General features: G+C 70.5%; 23 protein-coding genes. 11 read left to right on the top strand and 12 right to left on the bottom strand.

All coding sequences use genetic code 11. The features are described 5' to 3' along the window. Positions 1-76: 76 nt before the first annotated feature. Both FHX52_RS13555 and FHX52_RS13550 read right to left on the bottom strand, forming a co-directional pair. Positions 77-724: a response regulator gene (locus FHX52_RS13555; protein ID WP_141822845.1), complete on the bottom strand. Its 648-nt coding sequence runs from the start codon at positions 722-724 to the stop codon at positions 77-79. Next, positions 721-1,872: a sensor histidine kinase gene (locus FHX52_RS13550; protein WP_141822843.1), complete on the bottom strand. Its 1,152-nt coding sequence runs from the start codon at positions 1,870-1,872 to the stop codon at positions 721-723. Before FHX52_RS13550 ends, FHX52_RS13555 begins: the two co-directional genes overlap by 4 nt. A 183-nt stretch (positions 1,873-2,055) precedes the next feature. On the opposite strand from FHX52_RS13550, the gene FHX52_RS13545 reads away from it, so the two are divergent. Beyond that, complete coding sequence (locus tag FHX52_RS13545; protein ID WP_141822841.1) at positions 2,056-2,688, top strand: hypothetical protein; 633 nt, start codon at positions 2,056-2,058, stop codon at positions 2,686-2,688. A gap of 287 nt (positions 2,689-2,975) precedes the next feature. Here FHX52_RS13545 and FHX52_RS13540 read toward each other — a convergent pair whose 3' ends face one another. Next, positions 2,976-3,428 carry a hypothetical protein gene (locus FHX52_RS13540; RefSeq protein ID WP_141822839.1) on the bottom strand — a complete coding sequence of 151 codons (453 nt, stop codon included), beginning with the start codon at positions 3,426-3,428 and terminating at the stop codon, positions 2,976-2,978. 16 nt (positions 3,429-3,444) lie between these two features. Between FHX52_RS13540 and FHX52_RS13535 the strand changes: the two genes are divergently transcribed. Continuing rightward, a complete protein-coding gene (locus FHX52_RS13535) occupies positions 3,445-3,624 on the top strand; it encodes a hypothetical protein (RefSeq protein ID WP_141822837.1) in 180 nt (59 codons plus the stop codon). A 358-nt stretch (positions 3,625-3,982) separates the two neighbouring features. On the opposite strand, the gene FHX52_RS13530 is transcribed toward FHX52_RS13535, so the two are convergent. After that, positions 3,983-4,276: a hypothetical protein gene (locus FHX52_RS13530; protein WP_141822835.1), complete on the bottom strand. Its 294-nt coding sequence runs from the start codon at positions 4,274-4,276 to the stop codon at positions 3,983-3,985. Positions 4,277-4,464: 188 nt separating this feature from the next. After that, complete coding sequence (locus tag FHX52_RS13525; RefSeq protein WP_141822833.1) at positions 4,465-5,373, bottom strand: LysR family transcriptional regulator; 909 nt, start codon at positions 5,371-5,373, stop codon at positions 4,465-4,467. A gap of 82 nt (positions 5,374-5,455) precedes the next feature. On the opposite strand from FHX52_RS13525, the gene FHX52_RS13520 reads away from it, so the two are divergent. Then, entirely contained in the window at positions 5,456-6,070 is a 615-nt protein-coding gene (locus FHX52_RS13520) for a LysE family translocator (protein ID WP_141822831.1), read from the top strand. Between the two features lie 233 nt (positions 6,071-6,303). After that, positions 6,304-6,768 (top strand): cupin domain-containing protein, encoded by a 465-nt coding sequence (locus FHX52_RS13515; RefSeq protein ID WP_141822829.1) that lies wholly within the window; start codon positions 6,304-6,306, stop codon positions 6,766-6,768. A gap of 83 nt (positions 6,769-6,851) precedes the next feature. Here FHX52_RS13515 and FHX52_RS13510 read toward each other — a convergent pair whose 3' ends face one another. Together FHX52_RS13510 and FHX52_RS13505 are read right to left on the bottom strand one after the other, a co-directional pair. Further along, the gene (locus FHX52_RS13510) at positions 6,852-8,249 is read right to left on the bottom strand and encodes a sensor histidine kinase (RefSeq protein ID WP_221630601.1); all 1,398 of its coding nucleotides are present in this window, start codon (positions 8,247-8,249) and stop codon (positions 6,852-6,854) included. After that, positions 8,246-8,896 carry a response regulator transcription factor gene (locus FHX52_RS13505; protein ID WP_141822827.1) on the bottom strand — a complete coding sequence of 217 codons (651 nt, stop codon included), beginning with the start codon at positions 8,894-8,896 and terminating at the stop codon, positions 8,246-8,248. The genes FHX52_RS13510 and FHX52_RS13505 overlap by 4 nt, the downstream gene beginning before the upstream one ends. Positions 8,897-8,990: 94 nt before the next feature. Here FHX52_RS13505 and FHX52_RS13500 point away from each other — a divergent pair, with 94 nt between their 5' ends. From FHX52_RS13500 to FHX52_RS13490, 3 genes are read left to right on the top strand one after another with little or no spacing between them, the layout of a single operon-like run. Further along, positions 8,991-10,193: a LolA family protein gene (locus FHX52_RS13500; RefSeq protein ID WP_141822825.1), complete on the top strand. Its 1,203-nt coding sequence runs from the start codon at positions 8,991-8,993 to the stop codon at positions 10,191-10,193. 53 nt (positions 10,194-10,246) lie between these two features. Further along, complete coding sequence (locus FHX52_RS13495; protein WP_425460110.1) at positions 10,247-11,161, top strand: ABC transporter ATP-binding protein; 915 nt, start codon at positions 10,247-10,249, stop codon at positions 11,159-11,161. Continuing rightward, positions 11,148-12,035 (top strand): ABC transporter permease, encoded by an 888-nt coding sequence (locus FHX52_RS13490; RefSeq protein ID WP_141822821.1) that lies wholly within the window; start codon positions 11,148-11,150, stop codon positions 12,033-12,035. Before FHX52_RS13495 ends, FHX52_RS13490 begins: the two co-directional genes overlap by 14 nt. Before the next feature lie 15 nt (positions 12,036-12,050). Here the strand turns inward: FHX52_RS13490 and FHX52_RS13485 are convergent, their stop codons facing one another. After that, positions 12,051-13,574, bottom strand: coding sequence for an alkaline phosphatase family protein (locus FHX52_RS13485; RefSeq protein WP_141822819.1), 1,524 nt, complete (start codon positions 13,572-13,574; stop codon positions 12,051-12,053). Positions 13,575-13,793: 219 nt separating this feature from the next. Between FHX52_RS13485 and FHX52_RS13480 the strand changes: the two genes are divergently transcribed. The 3 genes from FHX52_RS13480 (at position 13,794) to FHX52_RS13470 (ending at position 16,558) form a co-directional block, all read left to right on the top strand. Next, positions 13,794-15,656, top strand: coding sequence for a SulP family inorganic anion transporter (locus tag FHX52_RS13480; protein ID WP_185747275.1), 1,863 nt, complete (start codon positions 13,794-13,796; stop codon positions 15,654-15,656). An 85-nt stretch (positions 15,657-15,741) separates the two neighbouring features. Beyond that, positions 15,742-16,200 (top strand): DUF6325 family protein, encoded by a 459-nt coding sequence (locus FHX52_RS13475; protein WP_221630600.1) that lies wholly within the window; start codon positions 15,742-15,744, stop codon positions 16,198-16,200. Between the two features lie 55 nt (positions 16,201-16,255). Beyond that, complete coding sequence (locus FHX52_RS13470; protein ID WP_141822815.1) at positions 16,256-16,558, top strand: SHOCT domain-containing protein; 303 nt, start codon at positions 16,256-16,258, stop codon at positions 16,556-16,558. 94 nt (positions 16,559-16,652) lie between these two features. On the opposite strand, the gene FHX52_RS13465 is transcribed toward FHX52_RS13470, so the two are convergent. Further along, on the bottom strand, positions 16,653-18,605 hold the full coding sequence (locus FHX52_RS13465; RefSeq protein ID WP_141822813.1) for a hypothetical protein: 1,953 nt from the start codon (positions 18,603-18,605) through the stop codon (positions 16,653-16,655). 452 nt (positions 18,606-19,057) lie between these two features. On the opposite strand from FHX52_RS13465, the gene FHX52_RS13460 reads away from it, so the two are divergent. Next, positions 19,058-19,810, top strand: a complete 753-nt coding sequence (locus FHX52_RS13460; protein WP_141822811.1) for a phosphotransferase family protein — start codon at positions 19,058-19,060, stop codon at positions 19,808-19,810. A gap of 50 nt (positions 19,811-19,860) precedes the next feature. Here the strand turns inward: FHX52_RS13460 and FHX52_RS13455 are convergent, their stop codons facing one another. The 3 genes from FHX52_RS13455 to FHX52_RS13445 are packed head-to-tail and all read right to left on the bottom strand — an operon-like array spanning position 19,861 to position 22,635. Next, positions 19,861-20,166, bottom strand: coding sequence for an acyl carrier protein (locus FHX52_RS13455; protein ID WP_141822809.1), 306 nt, complete (start codon positions 20,164-20,166; stop codon positions 19,861-19,863). A 5-nt stretch (positions 20,167-20,171) separates the two neighbouring features. Next, positions 20,172-21,662, bottom strand: a complete 1,491-nt coding sequence (locus FHX52_RS13450; RefSeq protein ID WP_141822807.1) for a 2-oxo acid dehydrogenase subunit E2 — start codon at positions 21,660-21,662, stop codon at positions 20,172-20,174. Continuing rightward, positions 21,655-22,635 (bottom strand): alpha-ketoacid dehydrogenase subunit beta, encoded by a 981-nt coding sequence (locus tag FHX52_RS13445; protein ID WP_221630645.1) that lies wholly within the window; start codon positions 22,633-22,635, stop codon positions 21,655-21,657. Before FHX52_RS13445 ends, FHX52_RS13450 begins: the two co-directional genes overlap by 8 nt. Between the last annotated feature and the right edge of the window lie 57 nt (positions 22,636-22,692).

The following is a 22,692-nucleotide window of genomic DNA, read 5'->3' as shown; positions in this document are numbered from 1 at the left end:
GCCGCCCTCACTTGGTGGTGGCGCCAACGGCCCCCGCTGGCCCCTCGGTGGTTGGGCTCAGTCCCGAGGTATCGCGCTACACGAGGTGGTTCCGGTGGGCGTGGATGACCACGTGGACCCGGTCGCGCAGTTCGAGCTTGGTGAGCAGGTGGGCAACGTGGGACTTGACGGTCCCTTCGCCGAGGAAGAGCCGGTCTGCGATCTCACGGTTGGTCAGGCCATCCGCTACGAGGAAGTAAACCGATCGTTCGCGCTCAGTGAGGGCGGCCAACGGGTCGTGACCGGGAGGTACCGGTCTGGCGCCCCCGACGAAACGGGCCACGACCGCATCGGCCGTCGACGCGGAGAGGGTCATCTCGCCGGACGCGAGGTCCCGAACGGACCGGACGATGCGCTCCGGGGGGTCGGTCTTGAGCAGGAACCCGCTCGCTCCGGCCGCGAGCGCGTCATACACGAAGTCGTCCTGGTCGTAGGTCGTGAGGACGCAGACGCGCGCCCGGGCGCCCGACGCCACCACGGCCCGGGTCGCGGCCACCCCGTCCATCCGGGGCATGCGCACGTCCATGAGCACCACGTCGGGGTCGGTCCGCCGCACCAGCGCGACCACGCGGTCGCCGTCGTCGGCCTCACCGACGACCTCCAGGTCCTCGTGTGCGGAGAAGATCGTCGCCAGGCCGGCACGCACGATCTCCTGGTCGTCGACGAGAACGATCCGCAGGTTCACGCGGGCACCGGAATCTCGACGGCAACCCGCCAGCCCCCACCGGGGCGGGAACCCGCATCCATGCGCCCACCGAAGATGCTGACCCGCTCCCGGATCCCGGCCAGGCCCACCCGTGAGCCGGGGGCCTGCGTCCCGGTGCCAGAGCCCTCGTCGAGGACCTCGACGCGGACCACCCCGTCCCGGACCTGAACCAGGATCGAGCACCCTCCGGCACCGGAGTGCTTGAGCGCGTTGGTGACTCCCTCCTGGGCGACCCGGAACGCCGACGCCTGGATGTGGGGTGGGACCAGCGTCGTGTCCCCGTCGACGGAGCACTCCACGCGGAACTGCGGTGTGCTCGACTCCTCCGCAAGACGGAACAGGTCCGCGATGGTGGGTAGCGGGGCCCTCTGGGACTCCGGGGTCTCACGGGCCACCGTCACGAGGGCGCGAAGCTGGTCGACGGCCTGCTCGGCGGTGCTTCTGGCCGCCCGGACGGCGATGCGTGCACGCTCGGGGTCGTGGTCCAGGCAGTGCTCGGCCGCCCCGGTCTGCAGGACGACGACACCCAGGCTGTGCGCGAGGATGTCGTGCATCTCGCGGGCGATGCGGGCCCGCTCCGCCCGGGCCGCCTCGGCAGCGGCGGCCGCCGCCCGCTCATCACGCGTCTCGGCGACCTCGCGGGCCCGATCAGCGCGCTCACGCAGCCTGCGCGCGCCCACACCGGCCACGGCCACGGCCGCCAGCAGCCCCGTCGTAAAGAGCACTGTCGCCAGCGCGCCGTCGATTGGGGCGCTGGCAGTCAGCGCGATGTCGAAGGCGAAGCACACCGCGATGACGTAGGCGAGGTTGCGGCCGTACGACGCCGCAGAGTAGACCGCGACGACCGCGATGAGGACGCTGGTGCCCGACTGGTAGGTGCCGTAGAGGAGTGCGACCAGTGCCATCGACCCCATGGCCACCGACAGTGTCACCAGCGGCCGGATGCGGCGCAGCACCAGGACCCCGCCGGCCAGGCCCATGAGCACGGCCACGTCAGGGCCGTTGTGCGGGAACTCGCTCGACCCGAGACCGTCGGATACACCGAGCGCGGCGAGGACCGCCGCGACGACGACGTCGAGCCATCGTCCGGTGACCCGCTGCCACCCGCTCGCCTGGACCTGGTCCACGACCCGAGGCTAGTGCCCGCGCGAGACGGTGTCCTCTGTCGATCGGGAGAGACCCGGACCCGCCACCCGGCCCGCAGAAGGTGGTCGACCGGAGGGCGAGGCGTGTGCCCCGCCCTCCCTAGCGTTCTGGTCGACGCCACTGGCCGCAGACCGGCCACGTCACCACATCCACAGGAGGAAACCATGGATCGCTTCGCTCGCTTCGGGCTCACGGCAGGGATGGTCGGTGGCCTCGTCCTGGCCATCGGCGCCACCCTCGCAGCAGCCAACACCGTGAGCCCGCCCTCGCACAAGGTCACGACGACGTGGTTCGTTGTGACGAGCCTGCTCCGCCTCGCCGGTGGGATCGGCCTCCTGCTGGGGATCAGCGGCCTGACCGCACGATGCGCCCAGCGCGGCGGTGCCCTGCTCTTCAGCGGCTACCTGATCGCGACCATCGGGGTGGTGCTCAACCTCGGCTGGATGTGGGCCGACCTCTTCGTCATCGACACCATCGCCAAGGTCGCACCCGCCATCATCGACGGCGACTCAGCCAGCCTGGGGACCCGCCTCGACACGGGCTTCATGGTGGCCTGGCTGGCCAACCTGGGCATGGCGCTTCTGGCGGTGGGGGTCGCCCGCACCCGCACCGTCACCCGTTGGAGCTGGATCGCCCTGCTGGTCTGCGGGCTCATCACCCTCGTCCCGCTCCCCTTCGACGGCGAGATCTTCGAGGTCTTCATCGGCGTGCCGTTCGCCATCGCCATGGGCCTGGCACTGCGCCACACCGACGCTCGGACCGCGACCCCCCGGCAGACCCACGAGGTCTCGGCATGACGGCGAGGCCTCGTTGGCTTCACCGGTGCGGACCGGTATCGAGCCAGACCTGTTCGCCTCGCCGCTGGTGGCCGACCGGGCCAACGGCTGGGTGTTGCTCCCACGACCAGGCGGCATAAGGTCTCAATTCAGGAGTCGCTCACATGCCGGAAGGGACGATCCGCGAGGACAGCGGCGTCCGCCTTCTCGTCGAGGCGGCCCCTCGGCCCGCCAGTCGTCCCGTCGCGCTCCCGGAGCTCGAGGATCTCCGGCGCTGAGCAGGTGGACGGCAACGGCGCTGACGGTGACTAGTGGCTCGTCACGACCCAGGTTCCGACCTCCGCATCGCACAGAGGTGGGTACTGCGCCGGGTCCAGCAGTCCGTTCTTGGGCGTCTGCAACTTGAGCGAGCCGTCGGTGGATCGAGCCACGATCTGGCCGACACCTGAGATGCCCTGGGACTCCGAGCCGGCACTCCACGTTCCGGTGAAGTCACCGATGGTGCTGTTGAACACGAGGCCACCGTGCATTCCCCCAGCCCCGTTGACCCCGTTCAGAAGGCCCCAGATCGTGTCGGTGTTCTTGCCGAAGTAGACCCAGCCCTCGCCCTGGACGTAGCGGTAGACGTCGAACACGATCGTTCCCTGACCGTGCAGCATCTTTCCGGTCTCCCAGAAGTCAACGTTGAACTCGGTCTGGCACTGCGTGACGGCGTAGGTCGTGGTCGTGGGCGTCGGATCGGCACCTGCCGGAGCCGTCATTGCCACAGTGAGGCCCGTGGCTGCCAACACGGTGAACATGATTCTCGAGCGTCGCATCGCTGATCACCTTCCTACGAGCGATTGGCGAGGGCTGCAGACGACGGCCGCACGCGCCGAGAAGAACTGGCCGTGCTCGGTGGAGTGGGCCGGTGGCGCGGTCTCGACGCGTGGGTTGATCCAGCCGTCCTGGAATTGATTGGCGCTGGACATGTTGGCCTCCCAAAGGCTGTTCGGGGTCGCGGCTCCTGACGCCGGGACACGGGCGATATCTTCCTATCCAGTTCAAGCCTTCTCGGCCGATCCGCGAAGTGGGAAGGGCCGTAAGTCCCGCCATGAGCGTGCTGCTCCTTCCCCGCTGGATACGCCAGCACCAGAGGAGCTCGGCGGCCCAGCCGGCATGCGAGGCCGGAGGGTGCCGTCCGCTCTTGCAGCGACGAGCCCGCTGACGACCTGCGTCACTCCACCGCCAGTCGACCACGCCGGCTTCCGTCCACCCATCTGTTGCTGAGCGGAAGCGAGCGTCCGACAGGCGCGCTGCCTGCCGCCGACCCGACTCAGTGCCCCCCGAGGGCCTCACCGACGGCGAAGATCACGATGAGCAGGAACGTGAGGGACGCAACCACGATCAGAACCACCGAGCGCTCCTTCTCTCGCAAGACAGCCAGGCCTGCGGTGACGAGCGAGGCGACAGCGAGCCCCATGACGGCAATGACGACCGCAACGCCCACTGCCCCCGCCCGCCACGACTCGGGGATGAGCGTGGACACGGGGAGCAGGAGGTAGACCAGCACGGGGAGCAGGAGCCATAGCGCGCGACGGCCCATCGGGGTTCGGGGTAGGGCGTACATCTCGGCTCCTCCGTCCGGTCCGTTCTGTCAGTCCCTTCGGTGTTCCGAGACCTGACTCAAGCCAATCGCCCGACCGAGCGGCCGTGGTAGAGGCGAAGGTCACCAGCTCGTCGGTACGACCGCAGTCTCATACCGCGAGTCGCGAGGCCGGACCCGCGTTGCATCGGCTCCCAAGTGGGATCGGATGCCTACTGGTGGAGGTCGGCGGCCGCTGCGCGCAGCAGGCGCTCGAAGGTGAGGGTGAGGTCGGTGGCGTCGTCAGTCTGACGCACGGTGTGGATGGTGCGGTGAGCCGCGCGGTGTCGCACCGGCCGATGGGCGAGCCCGGGGCTCGTGGCCCGCGCCATGCTCGAGACGAGGGCGACGCCGTAGCCGGTGGCTACGAGTGCCTGGGCGACGTCGTATGACTCGGTCTCGAAGCGAATCCGGGGCTCGAAGCCGGCCTCGCGGGTGATCCGGTCGAACTGTGCCCGTGCCGCCGAGCCGCCGCGGATGACCACCCATGACTCCTGCGCGAGCGAGGACAGCGGAAGCGCTCGGGTGCTCCCGGCGAGCCGGTGGTCGTCGGCGAAGGCAAGGACCATCGGATCCTTGAGGATTCGGGTGAGTGTCAGCCCCTCCGGTGCAGCCGGCGGGAGGTCCCAGGAGGCGAAGACTGCGAGATCGAGATCGCCTCGGGCCACCAGATGCACTGCGTCGCTGGACTGGATGTCGGTCACCGAGAGGTCCACGTCGGCGCGCTGGTGGCGCAGTGCGGTCATTGCCGGGGGAAGCAGGTGGAGCGCGGCCGCTTGGAACGCACCCACGCGCAGGCGGGCCACCAGCCCCTGCCGGTATGCCGGAAAGGAGGCCATCGCGTCCTCGACCTCGCGTCGGATCCGGCTGCCGTGAACGGCCAGTGCCGCGCCCGCCTCGCTGAGGGCCGCTCCTCGAGGACCGCGGTCCACCAGACGGGCACCCCAGAACATCTCCGCGCGGGCCAGCCGTTGAGAGACGGCCGGCGGGGTCAGGCCCAGGACGTCCCCGGCGCCGGCCAGTGTCCCCTGCTCGTCGATGGCTGCCAGCAGGAGCAGCTGGTCCGCTTGGTCAGTCTTCACAATCCTTCATACCACTGCGGTAGTCGTTTCTTCCCAGAAGATGCCGGGGCGGTCAGGGTGGTGGTGACCCAAGGAGGGCCCTGTGATTGTTCGATTCGTCGCCACGACCTGGCTGCTGGCAATGCTCCCCGGTGTGGGCCAGGCACTCATGCTGAGGCAGACCCTGACCGAGGGGCCGCGCGCCGCCGTTGCGACCATCCTGGGCACCGCCACGGGACTGCTCATCTGGTCGGTCGGTGCTGGAGCCGGGCTGTCCGCTGCCGTGCTGGCCGACCCCGCCATCTACCGCGCGCTCCTCGTCGCTGGGGGTGTCGTGCTCGCCGGCATCGGTGGACGGACACTGTGGGGGGCGATTCGACAACGCGACCACACCGTCGCACCGGCGAGCTCCCCGCAACCTCGAGGTAGCCGCCGTGCCGCCTACCTCGCCGGCGTCGCGACCAACCTGGCCAACCCGAAAGCCGGCGTCTTCGCCATCACCCTGCTGCCCGCCTTCGCGGGGGCAGGCGGCTTCCTGCCCACCGCCGGCCTGGGCCTGCTCTGGTCGGCTGTCACCGCGTCCTGGTACCTCGTCTTCGTTCTGCTCATATCGCGTGGCCGCACCTTCATCACCCGACCCGGCGCCCAGAAAGCACTCGGCAGCGTCAGCGGCATCGTCCTCATCTCTGTCGGCACCGCGGTCGCGCTCGGCCACTGAGCGCTGGACGCTGAGGCCCCAGCAGAATCGGGCACGTCGTGATCGAGGGCGACAACATCAGCGCTGTGGTGAAAGACGGGCCGCCTTGCACGAAGCCCTGATCTGGACGGACGGATCTACAAGAACCAGCTGGTCTGAGTCGCCCGCGCCGGCCGCCGCACGCAGCGACCGCCTCGTAGCGGTCTTGGTCACGAAGCAGTCCGGCCGCGCCGGGCCGGGGCTACGGTCGGAATATGAGCATCAGTGACAACGGCCCCGGTCCCCAGTCGTTCGACCTGGAGAAGGAGACGCTCGACAACCCGAATTACCGCACCGTCGCATGGAGCGGCAGGTACCTGCAGGTCACGCTCATGTCGATCCCCCTCAACGGCGACATCGGCCTCGAGAAGCACCCGGAGACCGACCAGTTCATTCGGCTCGACCGCGGGCGCGGGCGAGCCCAGATGGGGCCGAGCAAGGACGAGCTGACCTTCGACCAGGAGGTGACCGACGGCTGGTGCGTCATGGTTCCGGCCGGCAGCTGGCACAACGTGACCAACGTCGGCGATGAGCCGATGCAGCTCTACACCGTCTACGCGCCGCAGCACCACAAGCCGGGAAAGGTGCACGAGACCCAGGCGATCGCCGCCGCCGACACCGACGACGAACCCGCAGACTGGTCCGTCCAGCCCGGTTCGGCGGCGGACCAGCACGCCTAGGCCGAGCCCAGCCACGAGCTGAGTGCTGGCTCAGACGTGCGCCGGCCTCGCGGCATACGGAAGCCTCTACGCGCCAAGCGGATTCACGGATTGGTCGGGAGGCGAACCACGGCTCGCACGCCCGGAGAAGCATCCTCGAGGTGCACGTCACCCCCGCTGCGGAGCAGCAGTGCCCGGGTGATCGGCAGCCCGAGGCCGCTGCCGCCACTGTCTCGGTCACGGGCCTCGTCGAGCCTGGTGAACCGGTCGAAGACACGCTCGCGATCGCCGGCGGAGATGCCGTGGCCGTCGTCAGTCACGGTGACCTCCACCTGGTGGCCCACGGAGGTGGCGTCGAGGACGACGCGGGTGCGAGCGTGCCGCACGGCGTTGTCGACGAGATTCGTCAACGCCCGGACCAGGTCGTCCGGCACTGCCCGCGACAGCAGTCGACGGCCCGCGAGACCGGGCGCGGTGCCGACCGGGACGCGGGCGGAGGCGTAGCGGCCGGCGACGTCGGCGAGGAGCGCGGTGACGTCGACCTCGGAGGACCGGCGCGTCGCGGCGGCGTCACCGGCACGCGCCAGGATGAGAAGGTCGTCCACCAGCGTGCTCAGCCGGTCCACGTCGGCGAGCAGCTCGGCCGGCAGGTCGCCACCCTCACCCAGGCGCTGGGCCACCTCGAGCTGGGTGCGCATGCTGGCTAGCGGGCTGCGCAGCTCGTGGGCCGCGTCGGCGACGAAGGCGCGCTGCCTGCGCCGCGCGACCGTGATCCGGTCGAGCATCGCGTTGAGGGTCGTCGCAAGCGCGCTGACCTCGTCACGCGTCGGCGGCACGGGGAGGCGATCGGTCTCCGAGGAGGACTCGTCGATGCGCTCGGCTCCTCGACGGAGCGCCTCGACAGGAGCGAGGGCAGCTCCGATGACGCGCCACGCGATGGCCGCGAGGACGGCGAGAAGCAGCGGGAAGATCCACAGCAACAGCGTGCGAAGGGTGCGGGCGCTCTGCTCGATGTCTCCGGTGGGCGCCGCAGCGACCACCGCGAACTGGCGTCCCGAAGAGACGGCCGCCCCCGCCGGGACCGCCGCGACCTGCAGCCGGCCGGACAGCCCGGATCGGTTGCCCGAGACGACGACCTGCTCCCCGGCGAGCGCGCGTCGCAGCTCGTCCGGCGTGACGAGCGAGGTCATCCGGTCGGCCGTCACGGACCCCGCCACCACCCGTCCCTGGGCATCGAGCACCTGCACGACCTGCGCCCCGGAGACCGGGACCGGGTCGGGCACCCGCCCCGCGTCGACGAGCAGAGCCACCTGCTCGGCACTGGCGCGAGCGCTGCCCTCGACGGAACGCCCCAACGAGGTGGTGAGCACCGCGTAGAGCGAGACACCTCCGATGAGGAGCGCACCGGCGACACCCGCGAGCCCGATGAGCATCAGCCGGGCCCGGATGCTCAGCCTCGCGACACGGCGTCTGACCGACGGGAGGCGTGGCGCGTCGGTCACGGCGTCATCCGGTAGCCGACGCCGCGAACGGTCTCGATGCGCGCCCTGCCCAGCTTGCGACGCAGGTATCCGATGTAGACCTCGACCACGTTGGCATCGTCGAGGTCTCCCCACACCTTCTCGAGGAGGTCGTCCTTGCGGACTGCCGCGGGATGCGCGCGGATGAGGTGCTCGAGAAGGAGGAGCTCCCGGGGGGCGAGGGACACCTCCGACCCGTCGACCTCGACCCGGTGCGTCGCCGGGTCGAGCGTCACTGCGCCCGCCTCGAGGATCGCGGGTCGCGGCGCGGGGTCGCGACGCAGCAGGGCCCGCAGGCGGGCCACGAGGACGACGAAGGAGAAGGGTTTGGTGAGATAGTCGTCCGCGCCGTAGTCGAGGCCGTCGGCCTCGTCGTACTCCCCGTCCTTCGCGGTGAGGAGCAGCACCGGCACCCAGACCTGCTCTGCCCGAAGCGTTTTGACGACGGTGTAGCCGGACATCCGCGGCAGCATGATGTCGAGGACGACGACGTCGTATGCGCCGAACCGTGCCGCCTCCAGCCCCGCCTGCCCGTCCGCGACGTGGTCGACCACGAAACCCTCGGCCGTCAGCCCGCGGACGATGGCCGCAGCCATCCGGGCTTCGTCCTCCACCAGCAGCACCCGCACACCGCCACGATGCCACGGGGTGGCAGCCGCGCGCCGTTCCTCGCGGGCGCACGGTCTCAGTGGGTTCTCAGCAGACGAGGCGCACGATGGGGTCATGAGCTTCTTCATCGACCACCCCAGGGCTCGCTGGACCCTCCCCCTCGCGGCCCTCGGTGTCATCGGCGCGACGGCCCTGACCGTCAACCAGACGGCCAACGCCGACAGCGGGCTACCGCCCCGAACCGCGGCCCAGCTGCTGGCGGACGTCCGGTCGGCGAACGTCTCCAGCCTGTCGGGAACCGTGGTGCAGACCTCTGACCTCGGCCTGCCCGAGATCCCGGGCCTGTCGATGTCGGGACGACCCGGCTCGGCAAGCAGCTCGATGACCTCCCTCATCTCCGGCACGCACACCTGGCGGGTCTGGCTCGACGGTCCCACACGTCAGCGGCTCGCCCTGATCGGCAGCAACGGCGAGTCCGACGTCATCCACAACGGCAGCGACGTGTGGCTGTGGTCCAGCGCGGACAAGTCCGCAGTGCACCACACGTTGAGCACCGACCAGGTGCGTGCCGGCTCGGCCGGCAAGGGTCTGCCGAGCGGGCTGGCGGGCGGGCTGCCGAGCGGCGTCCCGAGCACGCTGCCCTCCGGCGCCCCCCGCACGCCCGACGAGGCGGCGGCTGCAGCCCTTGCCCTCATGGGCCAGGACACCACGGTCACGACGTCGGGCGCGGCCTCGGTGGCGGGCCGGTCGGCCTACGAGCTCATCCTCACGCCGAAGGACAAGGCCACCCTGGTGGGGTCCGTCCGGATCGCGATCGACAGCCAGGTCCACGTCCCGCTGCGAGTCCAGGTCTACTCGACGAAGCGGACCAACCCGGCGTTCGAGGTGGGCTTCACGGCCGTCGACTTCGCGAAGCCCGACGCTCGTCAGTTCTCGTTCACGCCGCCCGCCGGCACCACGGTCACCCAGTCCGACCACCTGCTCGCAGGCAAGGGCGGCACGAGCGCGAACGCGCCCACGCCCAGCGCGCCCACGACGGGTCAGGGTGCACCGAAGGTCGTCGGCTCCGGGTGGAGCACGGTCGTCGTGGCCCCGTTCGCCGTGCCGACAGCGCCGAAGGGCTCCGGTGGGTCCGCGGCTGACAGCACGGCCCAGCTGAACGGCATTCTCAAGGCGCTTCCGACCACCTCGGGCGCGTGGGGCAGCGGGCACGTCCTCGAGGGCAGCCTGTTCTCGGTCGTTCTGACGAACGACGGCCGGGTGGCCCTCGGAGCAGTCCCCACGAGCCAGCTGTTCAGCGCCCTGGCAGCGAAGTGACCCAAACGCTCGAAGCACCAGGCACGTCAGCCCCCGGGAGCGATCTCGCGATCGTGACCCAGGGGCTGACGAAGCGTTTCGGCGCGCGGGCGGCGGTGGACGACCTCGATCTCGTCGTGCCGCGAGGCTCCGTCTACGGCTTCCTGGGGCCGAACGGCTCAGGCAAGACGACGACGATTCGTATGCTGCTCGGCCTCGTTCGTCCGTCCGCTGGAACGAGCAGCCTACTGGGGCAAGCGATTCCGCAGGGTGCCCAACAGGTGCTGCCTCGCGTCGGGTCTCTGGTCGAGGGTCCCGCCTTCCACCCCTACCTGTCCGGCCGGGCCAACCTCCAGCGGCTCGACGCGGCCGACCTCACGGCCGACCCGCGCACCGCACGTCAGCGGATCGACGCCGCGCTCGACCGGGTCGGCCTGCTGGCGACAGCAGGCAAGCGCTATCGCGCCTACTCCCTGGGTATGCGGCAGCGGCTGGCCATCGCGGCCGCCCTCCTCATGCCGCGCGAGCTGCTCGTCCTCGACGAGCCCACGAACGGCCTTGACCCACAAGGAACCCGGGAGGTCCGTCACCTCGTCGCGTCGCTCGCCTCGGACGGGACGACGGTCTTCGTGTCGAGCCACCTGCTGTCCGAGGTCGAGCAGATGTGCACCCACCTCGGCGTCATGAGCGACGGCCGGCTCGTCGCCCAGGGCTCGAGCTCCGAGGTCCGTGGAGGCGCGGCCCCTTCGGCCCGGGTGCTCACCGGACAGCCCGAGGCGGCGGCCCGGGTGCTGACCGAGCTCGGGCTGAGCGAGGTCCAGGCCGTGCCCGGCGGCGTGCGCGGCACGCCGGACGGCCTCGCACCCGAGGCGATCGTCGCCGCGCTCGTCGAGGGTGGCGTCGGCGTCAAGGAGTTCACCGTGACCCGTCCCAGCCTCGAGGACCTGTTCGTCTCGCTCACCGGGGAGGGTTTCGATGTCAGCGGCTGAGCCGGTCGTCACAGAAGCCTCCGAGCGCTCGCCGGTCGCCGGCCCGGCCCCCCTGAGGCGGCGGCTGTCGACGCGCCTGCTGCGATCCGAGCTGCGGCTGATCGCCGGCCGCAGGCGCAACCAGATGGGCCTGCTCGTCCTCGCCGCCGTGCCGGTCCTCATCGCCGTCGCGGTGCGGATCTCGTCGCCCCGTGAGGGGCGCGGGCCGGACTTCCTCTCCTCGATCACGTCGAACGGGCTCTTCGTTCCGCTCGCGGCACTCAGCGTCGAGCTCGGGCTGTTCCTTCCCCTCGCCATCGCGATGCTCGCCGGTGACTCGGTCGCCGGGGAGGCGAACCTCGGGACGCTTCGCTACCTGCTGACCGTGCCGGTCGGGCGGACCCGACTGCTCGTCACGAAGTACGCCTCCCTCGTCATCGGCGCCGTGTGGGGCGTCGCCGTCGTGGTCGTCGCCGGCGCCGTCGCGGGGATCGCGCTCTTCGGCACCGGACCGATGCCGACGCTCTCGGGCAGTGAGATCTCCTTCGGCGCGGCAGTCTGGCGGGTGGTGCTCGTCAGCCTCTACATCGCCGCAGGCCTGGCGGCCCTCGGCGCCGTCGGGCTCTTCATCTCGACGCTCACGGAGCAACCACTCGCAGCCACCGTGGCACTCATGATCTTCACGATCCTCTCCTGGATCGCCGACTCGGTGCCTCAGATCTCGTGGCTGCACCCCTGGCTCCTCGTCGACCAGTGGATGGCGTTCGGTGACCTGCTGCGCGACCCACCCTTCTGGGACAACGTGGCCCAGGGCCTTCGGGTCGATCTGGGGTATGCCGTCGTGTTCGGGCTGCTCGCCTGGGCCCGGTTCGCGGGCAAGGACATCACGAGCTGACGCCGTCGGTGGCCTTCAGCACTCGTCGCCGTTGGTCAGCCGCTCGGTCCCTTCCAGACGAACCGCGTCGAGCAGGCTCTCCTTGAGTCCGAGGGCGCGGAGGATGGTGGGCGCGACCTGCCGCAACGAGACGGGGCAGGTGAGCGTTCTGCCGCCCTGTCGGCCCGGCTCCACGATGACGAGCGGGACGTGGGTGTCCTCGGCACTGCTGCTGCCGTGGTCGACCCACTTGGCGTTCGTCGCGGCATAGACGACACCGGTCGTCGGCTGTACGACGATGTCGGGGATCCGGCTCGCGTTCCCGCCCAGCTGCCCGCCGAAGAGCCCAGCGACCGCAGCACCGCTCGTGACCGTGCCGGCTCCGACTGTCGCTGCGTTCGCCTCGAGCACCGCCGCCACGTCAGCCGCGCGGCTGCGGTCCTTGAGCCAGATGAGCGCCATCGTGTCCGCTGTCACCTGAGCGGTCAGCCCGGGCTGGACGCTGTTGATGAGCGGCGCGAAGACGGTCGGATCCACCCAGTGCACGGTCGAGCGGTCGACCGGGCTGTTGGCGTGCTTCGCGGTCAGGATGATCATCGTCTCGCCGGTCAGGCCGTTGGCATCGATGCGCGTCAGCATCCGGCCGATCGCGCCGTCGACGTAGTCGAGCGCCTGCGCCAGGCCGGGGGCACTGCCGGTGAGCGGCCCGAGCGTGGTGACCCGCTCGGGGGTCGTTCCAGCCGCGTCGACGTAGCCGGAGAACTTCTGCCCGATGTTCGGTGCCTGGAAGTTCATGCCGAAGATGGCGGGCACGCCGACGGCCGAGGACCGGTCGTGGGTGAAGCCGTCGATCTCGTTGAGAACCGCAGTGACCTTGAGCTCGTCGTTCACCATGATCTTCGCGATGTCGGCCTTGGCCGCGTTGAACTCGGGGCCGTAGAAGTCGTCGATGCCCGTGCCGGAGGGACCCGACAGGATCTCGTAGCTCGGGTGCTTGTCGGCCACCGCCGTGCGCAGGCCGGCCGCGTGCGCCACCTCGTAGATCGTGTTGACCTTGAGAAACTGGTGGGGGTAGACGACAGCGCACCCGTGGTCGGGGTCGCGCGGCAGCTTGGCCGGGTTGATGTCAGCCACGCTGTCCCCGGAGCTGGCGTTGAAGTTGATCGTCTGGTTGAACGGGACCAGCGCCCCTCGAGTGCTGCAGTCCGAGCCCGCCGGCGAGAGGTTGTTGTCCCAGGAGACGTCGTAGTAGACGCCTGTCGACGTGGGTGACCCGCCCGTTGTCATCGCGAGGGTGCCGGGGAACGAGTCGGACGGGGTCTGCGCAGAGGCGTTCGAGTACCGACGTCCTCGATCCAGCACCGTCGCCAGCGCGGACGAGGGATGCGCGGCGACGTAGTTCGTGAGATCGACGTCGTGGAACCCGTCGAGGCTGAGCAACAGCACGTGTTCGACCTTGGGATTGGTCAGCGTCGTCGCCGTTCCGACAGGGGCGAAGGTCAACGCTCCCGCCATCGGCGCCACCACCACTGCCAGGACTCGCAGCCAGAACTTGCTCACGGCTCCCCCTCTCGGGCGTCACTCTCCAACCTGAAAACGTTAGCGCCGTTCCACACCGCTTTGACCGCATTCGCAGAACATCGGATGCACTGCCCCGAATCGCCCCATCCTGCATGACCGCGCCGTGAGGCCTGGCGCCCGCATGTCCTCATTGAGCCCAGCGATGCGGATCGGCTCCGCTAGCGTTTGCGCCACGGGTGGCGGAACGAGGTGGCACAGGTGAGCGGGGACGCGACGTCGCGCGCGACGGCACTCGGGACGGGCCGGTGGCGCCGGGTCCCGATCGTCGACTGGCTGCCCCGCTACCGGTTCGCATGGCTGCGGGGCGACCTCGTCGCGGGCGCGGTGGTTGCGGCGCTCGCCGTCCCACAGGCCCTCGGCTACGCGTCGATCGCCGGCGCCCCGGTGGAGGTCGGGCTGTATGCGTTGCCGGTGGCACTCGTCGCGTATGCCGTGTTCGGCTCGTCCCGGCAGCTCGTCGTGGGTCCGGTCTCGACCGTCTCGGTGCTGTCCGGGTCGTTCCTCGCCAGCTTCGGGGTCGCCGGCACAGCGCAGGCCGCCTCGTACACAGCCGCACTGGCGCTCGGCTCCGGGCTGGTGCTCATCGCTGCAGGCTTCGTCGGGATCGGATGGATGGCCGAGTTCCTGTCCAAGCCCATCGTCACCGGCTTCGTGCTCGGGCTGACCAGCCTCGTCATCCTCAACGAGGTGCCGCACCTCGTCGGGGTGCCCACACCGGCAGGACGCGTCATCGAGCGGGTCGGCGCCCTCGGCTCGAGCGTCACTCGGGGCGAGGCCGACCTCACGACCGCCGCGGTGTCGGCGGTCGCGCTCGTGATGCTGTTCGGCGGCCAACGGGTCCTGCCGAAGTTCCCCTGGGGCCTGCTCGTCCTCGTCGGGGGCCTCGCCGCGTCGGCGGCGCTGGACCTGCAGGCGAAGGGGGTCGAGGTCGTCGGGCCCGTCCCGCGCGGGCTCGCTGCACCCGGCATACCGGCGGTCGACCCTGCCGACGTGGCGGGGCTGCTCAGCGCCGGCGCGGCACTGGCGCTCGTGGGGCTGGCCGAGGGCCTCAGCGCGGCACGCCTCTTCGCAGCCAAGGGGGCCTACCGGATCGACGCCGACCAGGAGCTGCTCGCATCCGGCGCCGCCAACGTCGCGTCCGGGCTCTTCGGCGGGCTCGGTGTCGCCGGGAGCCTGTCCAAGACGGCGGCCGTCAGCGACGCGCGCGGGCGCACGCAGGTGACCGGCCTGGCAGCGGCGGCGCTGGCCGTCGTCGTCATCGTCGCCATCGCCCCGGCGCTCTCGGTGCTCCCCCGGGCTGTGCTCAGCGCGATCGTCGTCAACGCGGTGTGGAAGCTCATGGACTTCGGCGCCCTCGCCCGCTACAGCCGGGTGCGCCGCAACGACATCGTCGCCGCCGGCATCGCGGCCGTCGGAGTGCTGGCCTTCGGACCCCTCAACGGCCTGCTCCTAGCCGTGGCCGCCTCGGTGATCGGACTCGTGTTCCGCTCCACCCGGGTCGACGTCGAGATCATGGGCAAGGTGCCCCACGAGAAGGCCGCGTGGGGAAGCACCCGCAACCACCCTGAGCGCTCGACCTTCCCCGGGGTCATGGTGCTGCGCCTCGACGTGCCGCTCTTCTGGGTGACGGCCTCGCCGGCCAACGACGGCGTCCTCGCGCTCGTCGACTCCACCCCCGGGACGCGCGCGCTGGTCCTCGACCTCGAGGCGACCAACCAGATGGACACGACGAGCGCGGATGCCCTCGCCGACCTCCGGGCCGCGCTCGCCCAGCGGGAGGTCGACCTCTTCCTCGTCCGCGTCATGTGGCCGGTCCGACAGGCGCTGCGTCGCTCGGGCCTGATCCCCGAGCTCGGTGAGGACCACCTGTGGCACAGCATCTCGCAGGGGGTGCGCGAGGCCCGCCGCGTGCACGGCCTCATGGACCTTCCGGCGCAGGAGGCAGCACCGGCGCCCGCCACCCCCGTCTCGGCCGGCCGACCTCCGCACGTCGACGACGAGGAGCACATCGTCGCCCGTGACCCCGGCCCTGACCTGCCGGACGAGCACCCGTCGTCGTGATCGCCGTCGGGGACGGATCTGCTGAGACCGCGCGTTGTCTGGTCACCTCGTGCGTGTTCCCAGACGCCCGTGCCATAGTCCACTCGTGAGCACTGAGGCGTCCCAGACCCCTGACCTGTCAGACCACCTCGGGCCGGTGTCGTACATCGCCGTCGAGTTCCCCCGGGGCGACGTGGGCGAGGACGGCTTCAACCGGCTCCTCGAGCTCGTCGACAGCGGGCTGGTCCTCGTGATCGACCTCGAGTTCGTGCGGCGCGGGGCCGACGGCTCCCTCGTCACGGTCTCCCCCGAGTCGCTGGGGCTGGACGTTGACCTGTCAGCCTTCCGGGGCGCCGACGCCGGCCTGCTCGACGCCGACGACCTCGACTTCGTGGCTCACGGTCTCGCCGAGGACAGCGTCCTGGCCGTCCTGGTCTACGAGGACCTCACCCTCGAGCCGGTTCTGAGGGCGTGGGGCTCGCGCGGCGCCCGGCTCGTGGCCGAGGGACCTGTCGCCGTCGACGACCTCGAGCAGGCGCTCGACCACGACGACCGGGACAGCTGAAGAGACATCCCTACGCGGCCGTTCCACCTCGCGTCACCACGAACAAGGAGTTTCCATGGGCCTGTTGAAGACCGCAGCCAAGGTCGCCGTCGCCAGCAGCGTGCACGGCAGGGTGCAACGACGCCAGAGCGAGCGCTGGGCAGCACAGGATGCGGCTGCGGCAGCAGCGCTCCCCGCCGTCCAGGACGCCCCGACCCCTGTCGCCGTCGCCCCTGCAGCTCCGGCGCCTCCGGCTCCTCCAGCGCTGTCAGCCGACGACATGATCAACCAGTTCGCCAGACTCGGAGAGCTCCGCACGGCCGGGATCCTCACGGATGCCGAGTTCGAGAGCGCGAAGGCCAGGATTCTCGCGCAGTGACCTGACGCCGCTGCCGTGACCGGCGCGATGCAGGAAAAGACGGCGGACGCGTCGCGCCTCGCCGTCCTCTCCTGCATCAGGCCGTGCCGAGAGATCAGCCCCGACCGGTGGTGCAGAACGTCTTGGACGTCGTGTAGCCCTGGTTGTCGATGAGCCCGGTCGTCAGGGCCGCTCGGGTCGAGAGCGAGGCGGTGTAGGAGCAGGGCTGCCACCCGGTCGTGTTCTCGTGATCGGTCCCGAATCCCCCTCGAGGCACGGTGCCTCCCGCAACGGTCCCGGGGCCCGAGGGCGAAGCGCTGGTGATGGTGACGGACCATGCGGCCATCAGCTCGTGGTCGGCGGTGTAGTCGACGTCCAGGGCCGAGGTGATGGGACTGCACGCCCCGGCGCCCGGCCCGTGGAACTGCTGGATGTCGAGGAGGTTGAGCTCCCTCCAGTTGTTGATGTGCACCCGGGCCAGCGTGTTGGAGTGGTCCGGCGGGCTCGTCGGGCCGGCGACCCTCGTCGCCTCGAAGACGATCCCGAGGTCCTGGCCGGACGGTGCCGGCGAGGCGGTCTGGCCGGCCGGGTTGGCGCTCGTCGGCATGCCTCCGGTGACGTCGTCGGTGGTGTCGAACCCCATGAGCGTCGTGAAGCCGCCCGCGATCGAGGCCGGGTCGACGACCACCCAGCCGTCGGGGTCCGGCACCAGGGTGTGGACGTCAGGTCCGTACCACGGGTCGCCCGGAGCGGGCGGCGCCTTCTCCGCCGTGGGGGCGCCCGCGATGGCGATCGTCTGGAAGGTGGACACGTTGGCCGCGCCAGCAACGCCTGACAGGTTCTGCGGCCACGAGACGATCCGCGAGCCTGCGTCGACCTGGCAGACCCTGCTCCCGGTGATCGGCGTCGAGGTTCCGGCGAGGACGAACCGGTACCGCATCGCGGTGCCGTCGATCGGCGAGGACGCCGGGCAGTAGCCGCGGAGCTCGAGGCAGTCCTGGAAGGCAAACCCCGGGCCACCGTTGAAGTACAGCCCGGTGAAGGACAGTCCCTTGTTCGTCAGTCCGGTGCCGGCGTCGATGTCGGCGTAGATGTCGAAGTGACCGACGTGGGTGAACCATGGCTGCAGGACCGGAGTGCAGACACACCGGCAGAGGAGCGTGCAGTGCCATGAGCAGACCCAGTGACACAGCTGCACGCAGAAGCGCTCCAGCCCGAGCTCCTTGACGAGCGAGGCGAACCGCTCGACGTCTTCGCGCTCGACGGCGTCGGCGACCGCGGCGAGCGCCTCGGGCTGCTCGGACAACCGGCTGATGGCCTGCCCGAACTCGTGGGCCTCGGTGAGCGAGAGATCCATCTCCGTGACCTGGAAGGGGCGGCACAACGTGATGCAGACGCGGACGCACCTCCACGAGCAGAAGAACTCGCAGATCCACCGGCACCGGTCCGCCAGCCCGAGCCGGTCGAACACGCCCTTCACCAGCTCGCAACGGCCGGCGAGAGCTGCCTTGCTCACCTCGGCGAAGCCGGCCTCGTCCGCGACCAGCGCCGCGATGGCGCGGCCTGCACCGGCGAGCTCGTCCACGAGGTGCCGCGAGAGCACGCCGTCATTGTCATCGAGACGTTCGCACCGCAGGCGGCAGTAGACGCGACAGACCCAGTGGCAGATGAGGTGGCAGAACGGCCTCAGCTCGAGCTCCTGGACGAGCGACTGCCAGGCCCGTGGGTCCAGCTCGAGCACGGGCTGCACGAGGCGTTCCAGGAGCTCCTCGTCGCTCGTCAGCTTGACGATGACCTCGGCGAACTCGCGCGGCTCGGGGATGCGGTCGAGTCGGGGCGGTCCACACAGCCGCCAGCAGAGTCGCACGCACTCCTTGCTGCAGAGCCAGCCACACAGGAGATCCTCGTGCTCCAGGGCGGAGGCCTTGGCGAGGATCCGTCGGTAGGAGTCGGCGTCGCCTGCGAGGAAGGCGTCGTACCAGGCGCGGAAGCGGTCCTCATCGTCGACCAGCCCGCGAAGGGCGCTGGCGGCCAGGTTCAGGTCCGCTGCAACATCGAATTCGGACATGGGACAGTCATTCTCCTCGGTGAGGGCACGCGCCTCGACCGGCATGCAGGGAGACGCGATGCCGAATGTCCGGCCGTGAGCCGGCCGGACCGTTGGTGTCAGCGCCGCAGCGACTGCAGGCGTGGGTGACGGTGCCGCCCGGACGTGGGGCGGTCAGTGGGAACCTCACACGGGCCCCTCACGGAGCTCCGCATGCCGTGCATCATGACCCTGAGCAACCCATCCATGCCCCCGATCGGTAACGGATGTGGTGTCGATCCCGTGACGGCTTCACCCCGTGCGGGCGGCGCCGTCCATCCCTTCATCGTCGCACCAGAGTCCTTGCGCTGCAGGCACTTCCGACAATCTCGACGAAACTGGGACTTGACTGGACACCACCTCGAAAGCTCGCTGGAGCAGCCCCTGCGACAAACCGCTGGGCACCGGGTGGACCGTCCGCGACACTGGCCGACATGAACGCAGTCGGCGATGAGGTCGAGGTCGTGGTGGCGCACCAGGAGCGCGCGACGGTCCGGATCGGCGACGTGTTCCTCAAGATCGACGCTGACCAGGGGCGCACCGACGTCGAGGTCGAGGCCATGGCCATCGCGCCGATCCCGACCCCGCAGGTCCTCTGGCGCAAACCGCCCGTGCTGGCGCTGGCAGCTCTCCCCGGGGTTGCGCTTGGTCGCCTCGGCCAGGCGTCCAGCGCATCACCCGCCGCGTGGAGTGCGGCGGGCGCCGCTGCACGAGAGCTGCACGACGCGCCGCTGCCGCCGTGGACCAGCACCTCCCTCGCCGAGAGGGCCTCGCGACCCGACGCGCAGTGCGCGTGGCTCCTGGCGAACGACGTCCTGCCTGCCGACCTCGTCAGGCGCAACCGCCAACTCGCCGAGCGGGCACTTCGACCGTCGAAGCCGGTCTTCATGCACGGCGACCTGCAGGTCTGTCACATCTTCGTGGACGGGGACGAGGTCACCGGAGTGCTCGACTGGTCCGAGGCGGGCCGCGGCGATGCCATGTTCGACCTCGCCATCCTGACGCTGGGACACCGGGAGCACCTCGACGACGTCGTTGTCGGCTACGGCGCGGATGACGTCGATGTCGACGTCATTCGCGCCCACTGGTCGCTTCGGTGCCTGACGGCCGTCCGCTGGCTCGTCGAGCACGGCTTCGACCCCACCTCACCGGGGTGTGAGGTCGACGTGCTCAAGGCCCAGATGTGAGACGCCGCAGGGTCACGGGAGCCTGCCGGGCAGGACCCGTGGCCGTGAGGTCAGCCGGTGCGTCGCATCCCCCGTGACAGGAACGCTGTCGCCGTGTTGATCGTGCGCAGCTGGTCGGCGTCGTCGTCCTCGATGCGGAAGCCGGCGCGCTTGCCGAGCCGCTCCACGAGCTCGACGAAGTCGAGTGAGTCGAGCTCGAACGTCTCACGCAGGTCGGCATCGCCGCTGACGCCGTCGAGGCTCGCGTCCGGCACGATCTCGCGCAGGGTGGTCTCGAGCAGCTCCCTCGGGCTGCCTTGTGCGGTCTGGGCGGTCGGGGCGGTCTGGCTGCCGCCCTGGCTCGGTGTCGTCGTCATCGTCGTCACAGCTCCTCAGGTGCCTGCAGCAGGCGGTCGATGGTCTTGAGCAGGCGCGACCCCGTCGCGCCGTCGGTTGCTCGGTGGTCCCCCGCGAGCGTCACGGTGACGAGGGGGCGCACGCCGAGCATCCCGTCGACGGCCCACGGCCGCTCCGCCGGCGCTCCGAAGCCGACCAGCCCCACCTGCGGCGGATAGATCACGCCGAGCACGCTGTCGACACCCTGGTCGCCGAGGTTGGAGACGGTGATGCTGGGGGGCACGAGGTCCGACCCGCGCAGTCGTCCGCTGCGGGCGCGCCGCGTCAGCACCTTGATGCGGGCCATCATCTCCTCGACGGTCAGCCGGTCGGCGCCGCCGATCGCCGGCACGAGCAGGCCCCCGCTGCGCAGCGACAGGATGAGGCCGAGGTCGATGTCGGCGGCCGGCCGGAACGCTCCCTCGATCCAGTGCCCGTTGAGCTCCGGCACCGCACGTGCTGCCCGCGCCGTCGCGACGAGGAGCAGCGCGGCCGGCACGAGGCGCTCCGACATCTCCAGCTCGCGGTTGCGCTCCTTCATCCACTGGATGCTGCGCCAGAGGTCGATCGTCAGGCTCAGGTGGTAGTGCGGGATCTCCTGGTTGGAGACCGTCATCAGCGCCGCGATGCTGCGCCGCATGTCGCTCATCGGTGGAGGTGATGGCGCCACCGACGTGGCCTCCGGCTTCACATCGACCCGGGGGGTGGCGCGCGGGGGGCTGGGCTGCTCCGATTCCGTATGCCGTGTGGCCCGGTGCACGTCCGCCGCCCGGATGCTCCCGTCCGGTCCCGAGCCCTGCAGCACCGCCAGGTCGACGCCCTCCTCGGCGGCGAGCCGGCGGGCGAGCGGCGAGATCCGCACCCGGTGCCGTGACCCGGGGTGCGCCCCGCCCGTCGCCGCCGGGCGGGTCGACGGGGCCGCCGGCCGGGTCGACGGGGCCGCCGCGGTCGCCGGGGCCGCTGCGGTCACAGTGGCGGCCGCGACGGCAGGAGTCGAGACCGCCGCTGCGGCCTGCTCGACGTCGTGACGGGTGAGGGCACCGTCCCGGCCGCTCCCGTGCAGCGTCCTCGGGTCGACGCCGAGCTCACGAGCCAGGTGGCGCAGCACCGGCGACAGCGGAGGCCGCGAGGTCGACCCCAGGGGTGCGGGCGACGGCACTCCGACCGCCGCAGCGGCAGGCACCGTTGCCGACACGGCAACCGGAACCTCCACTCTCACAGGCATTGTCGGCTCCACCTCGCTGGCAGAGCCGAGCAGCGCCAGCGCCTCCCCCACCGGCACCGTCTGCCCCTCCTCGGCGAGCAACCGGGTGACCGTGCCCGTCTCGAAGCACTCGACCTCGACCGTCGACTTCGGCGTCTCGACGACGGCGACGACGTCACCGCGCTTCACTGAGTCACCGACCTTGACGAGCCACTCGATGAGAACCCCCTGCTCCATGTCGGCGCCGAGCGACGGCATCCGGAACTCACCCATGCGCGCCCACCGCCCGTCTCGCCGCGGCGGCGATGTCCTCGGCCTGCGGGAGGGCAGCCTCCTCGAGGTGGTGCGCATACGGCACGGGAACCTCTGCGGCACAGACCCTTTCGATCGGAGCGTCGAGTTCGAAGAACGCCTGCTCGACGATGCGCGCGGAGATCTCGGCGGCGAGACTCCCTGTGCGCCAAGCCTCGTCGACGATGACGACCCGGTGGGTCCGCGTGACCGAGGCCATGATGGTGGCGTCGTCGAGCGGTCGCAGCACCCGCAGGTCGATCACCTCGGCCGAGATGCTCTCGGCTGCAAGGAGATCCGCGGCTGCGAGCGCCTTGCCCAGCCCACCGGCATACGCGATGAAGGTGATGTCGGTGCCAGCACGCCTGACGGCTGCGCTCTCGATGTCGACGCGGACGGGATCCACCGGGAGCGTTCCCGAGAGGTTGTAGAGCGAGCCGTGCTCGAAGAGGACGACGGGGTCGGGGTCTTCGACCGCCGGCCCGAGCATCCCGCGGGCGTCCTCCAGCGTCGCGGGCGCGATGACACGGATGCCGGGGATCGACGCATACCACCCCTCGAGGCTGTGGGAGTGCTGCGCGGCCAGCTGGCGGCCGGCGCCCGTCGTCATGCGGATGACCATCGGCACCGACAGCTGGCCGCCGGACATGTGCCGCAGGGTCGCGGCGTTGTTCATGATCTGGTCGAGAGCCAGCAGGCTGAAGTTGACCGTCATGATCTCGACGATCGGCCGCAGCCCGCGCAGGGCCGCCCCGATGCCGGCGCCGGTGAAGGCGGACTCCGAGAGCGGCGTGTCGCGGATCCGCTCCTCGCCGAACTCCTCGAGCAGGCCGAGGCTCACGGCGAACGACCCGCCGTAGCGCCCGACGTCCTCGCCCATCAGGAAGACCCGGGGGTCCCGTGCCAGGACTTCCCGATGGGCCTCGCGGAGCGCTTCTCGATAGGTCGTCGTCACCGTCGCCGGAGCCTCCTCCGGTGACGCCTCCCGTGACGCCTCCCGTGACACCTCCGG

It is taken from the genome of Humibacillus xanthopallidus, from assembly GCF_006717145.1.
Taxonomy (GTDB): domain Bacteria; phylum Actinomycetota; class Actinomycetes; order Actinomycetales; family Dermatophilaceae; genus Humibacillus; species Humibacillus xanthopallidus.
The sequence above is the reverse complement of the archived record's forward strand: the minus strand, read 5'-3'. Positions and strand labels throughout refer to the sequence as shown.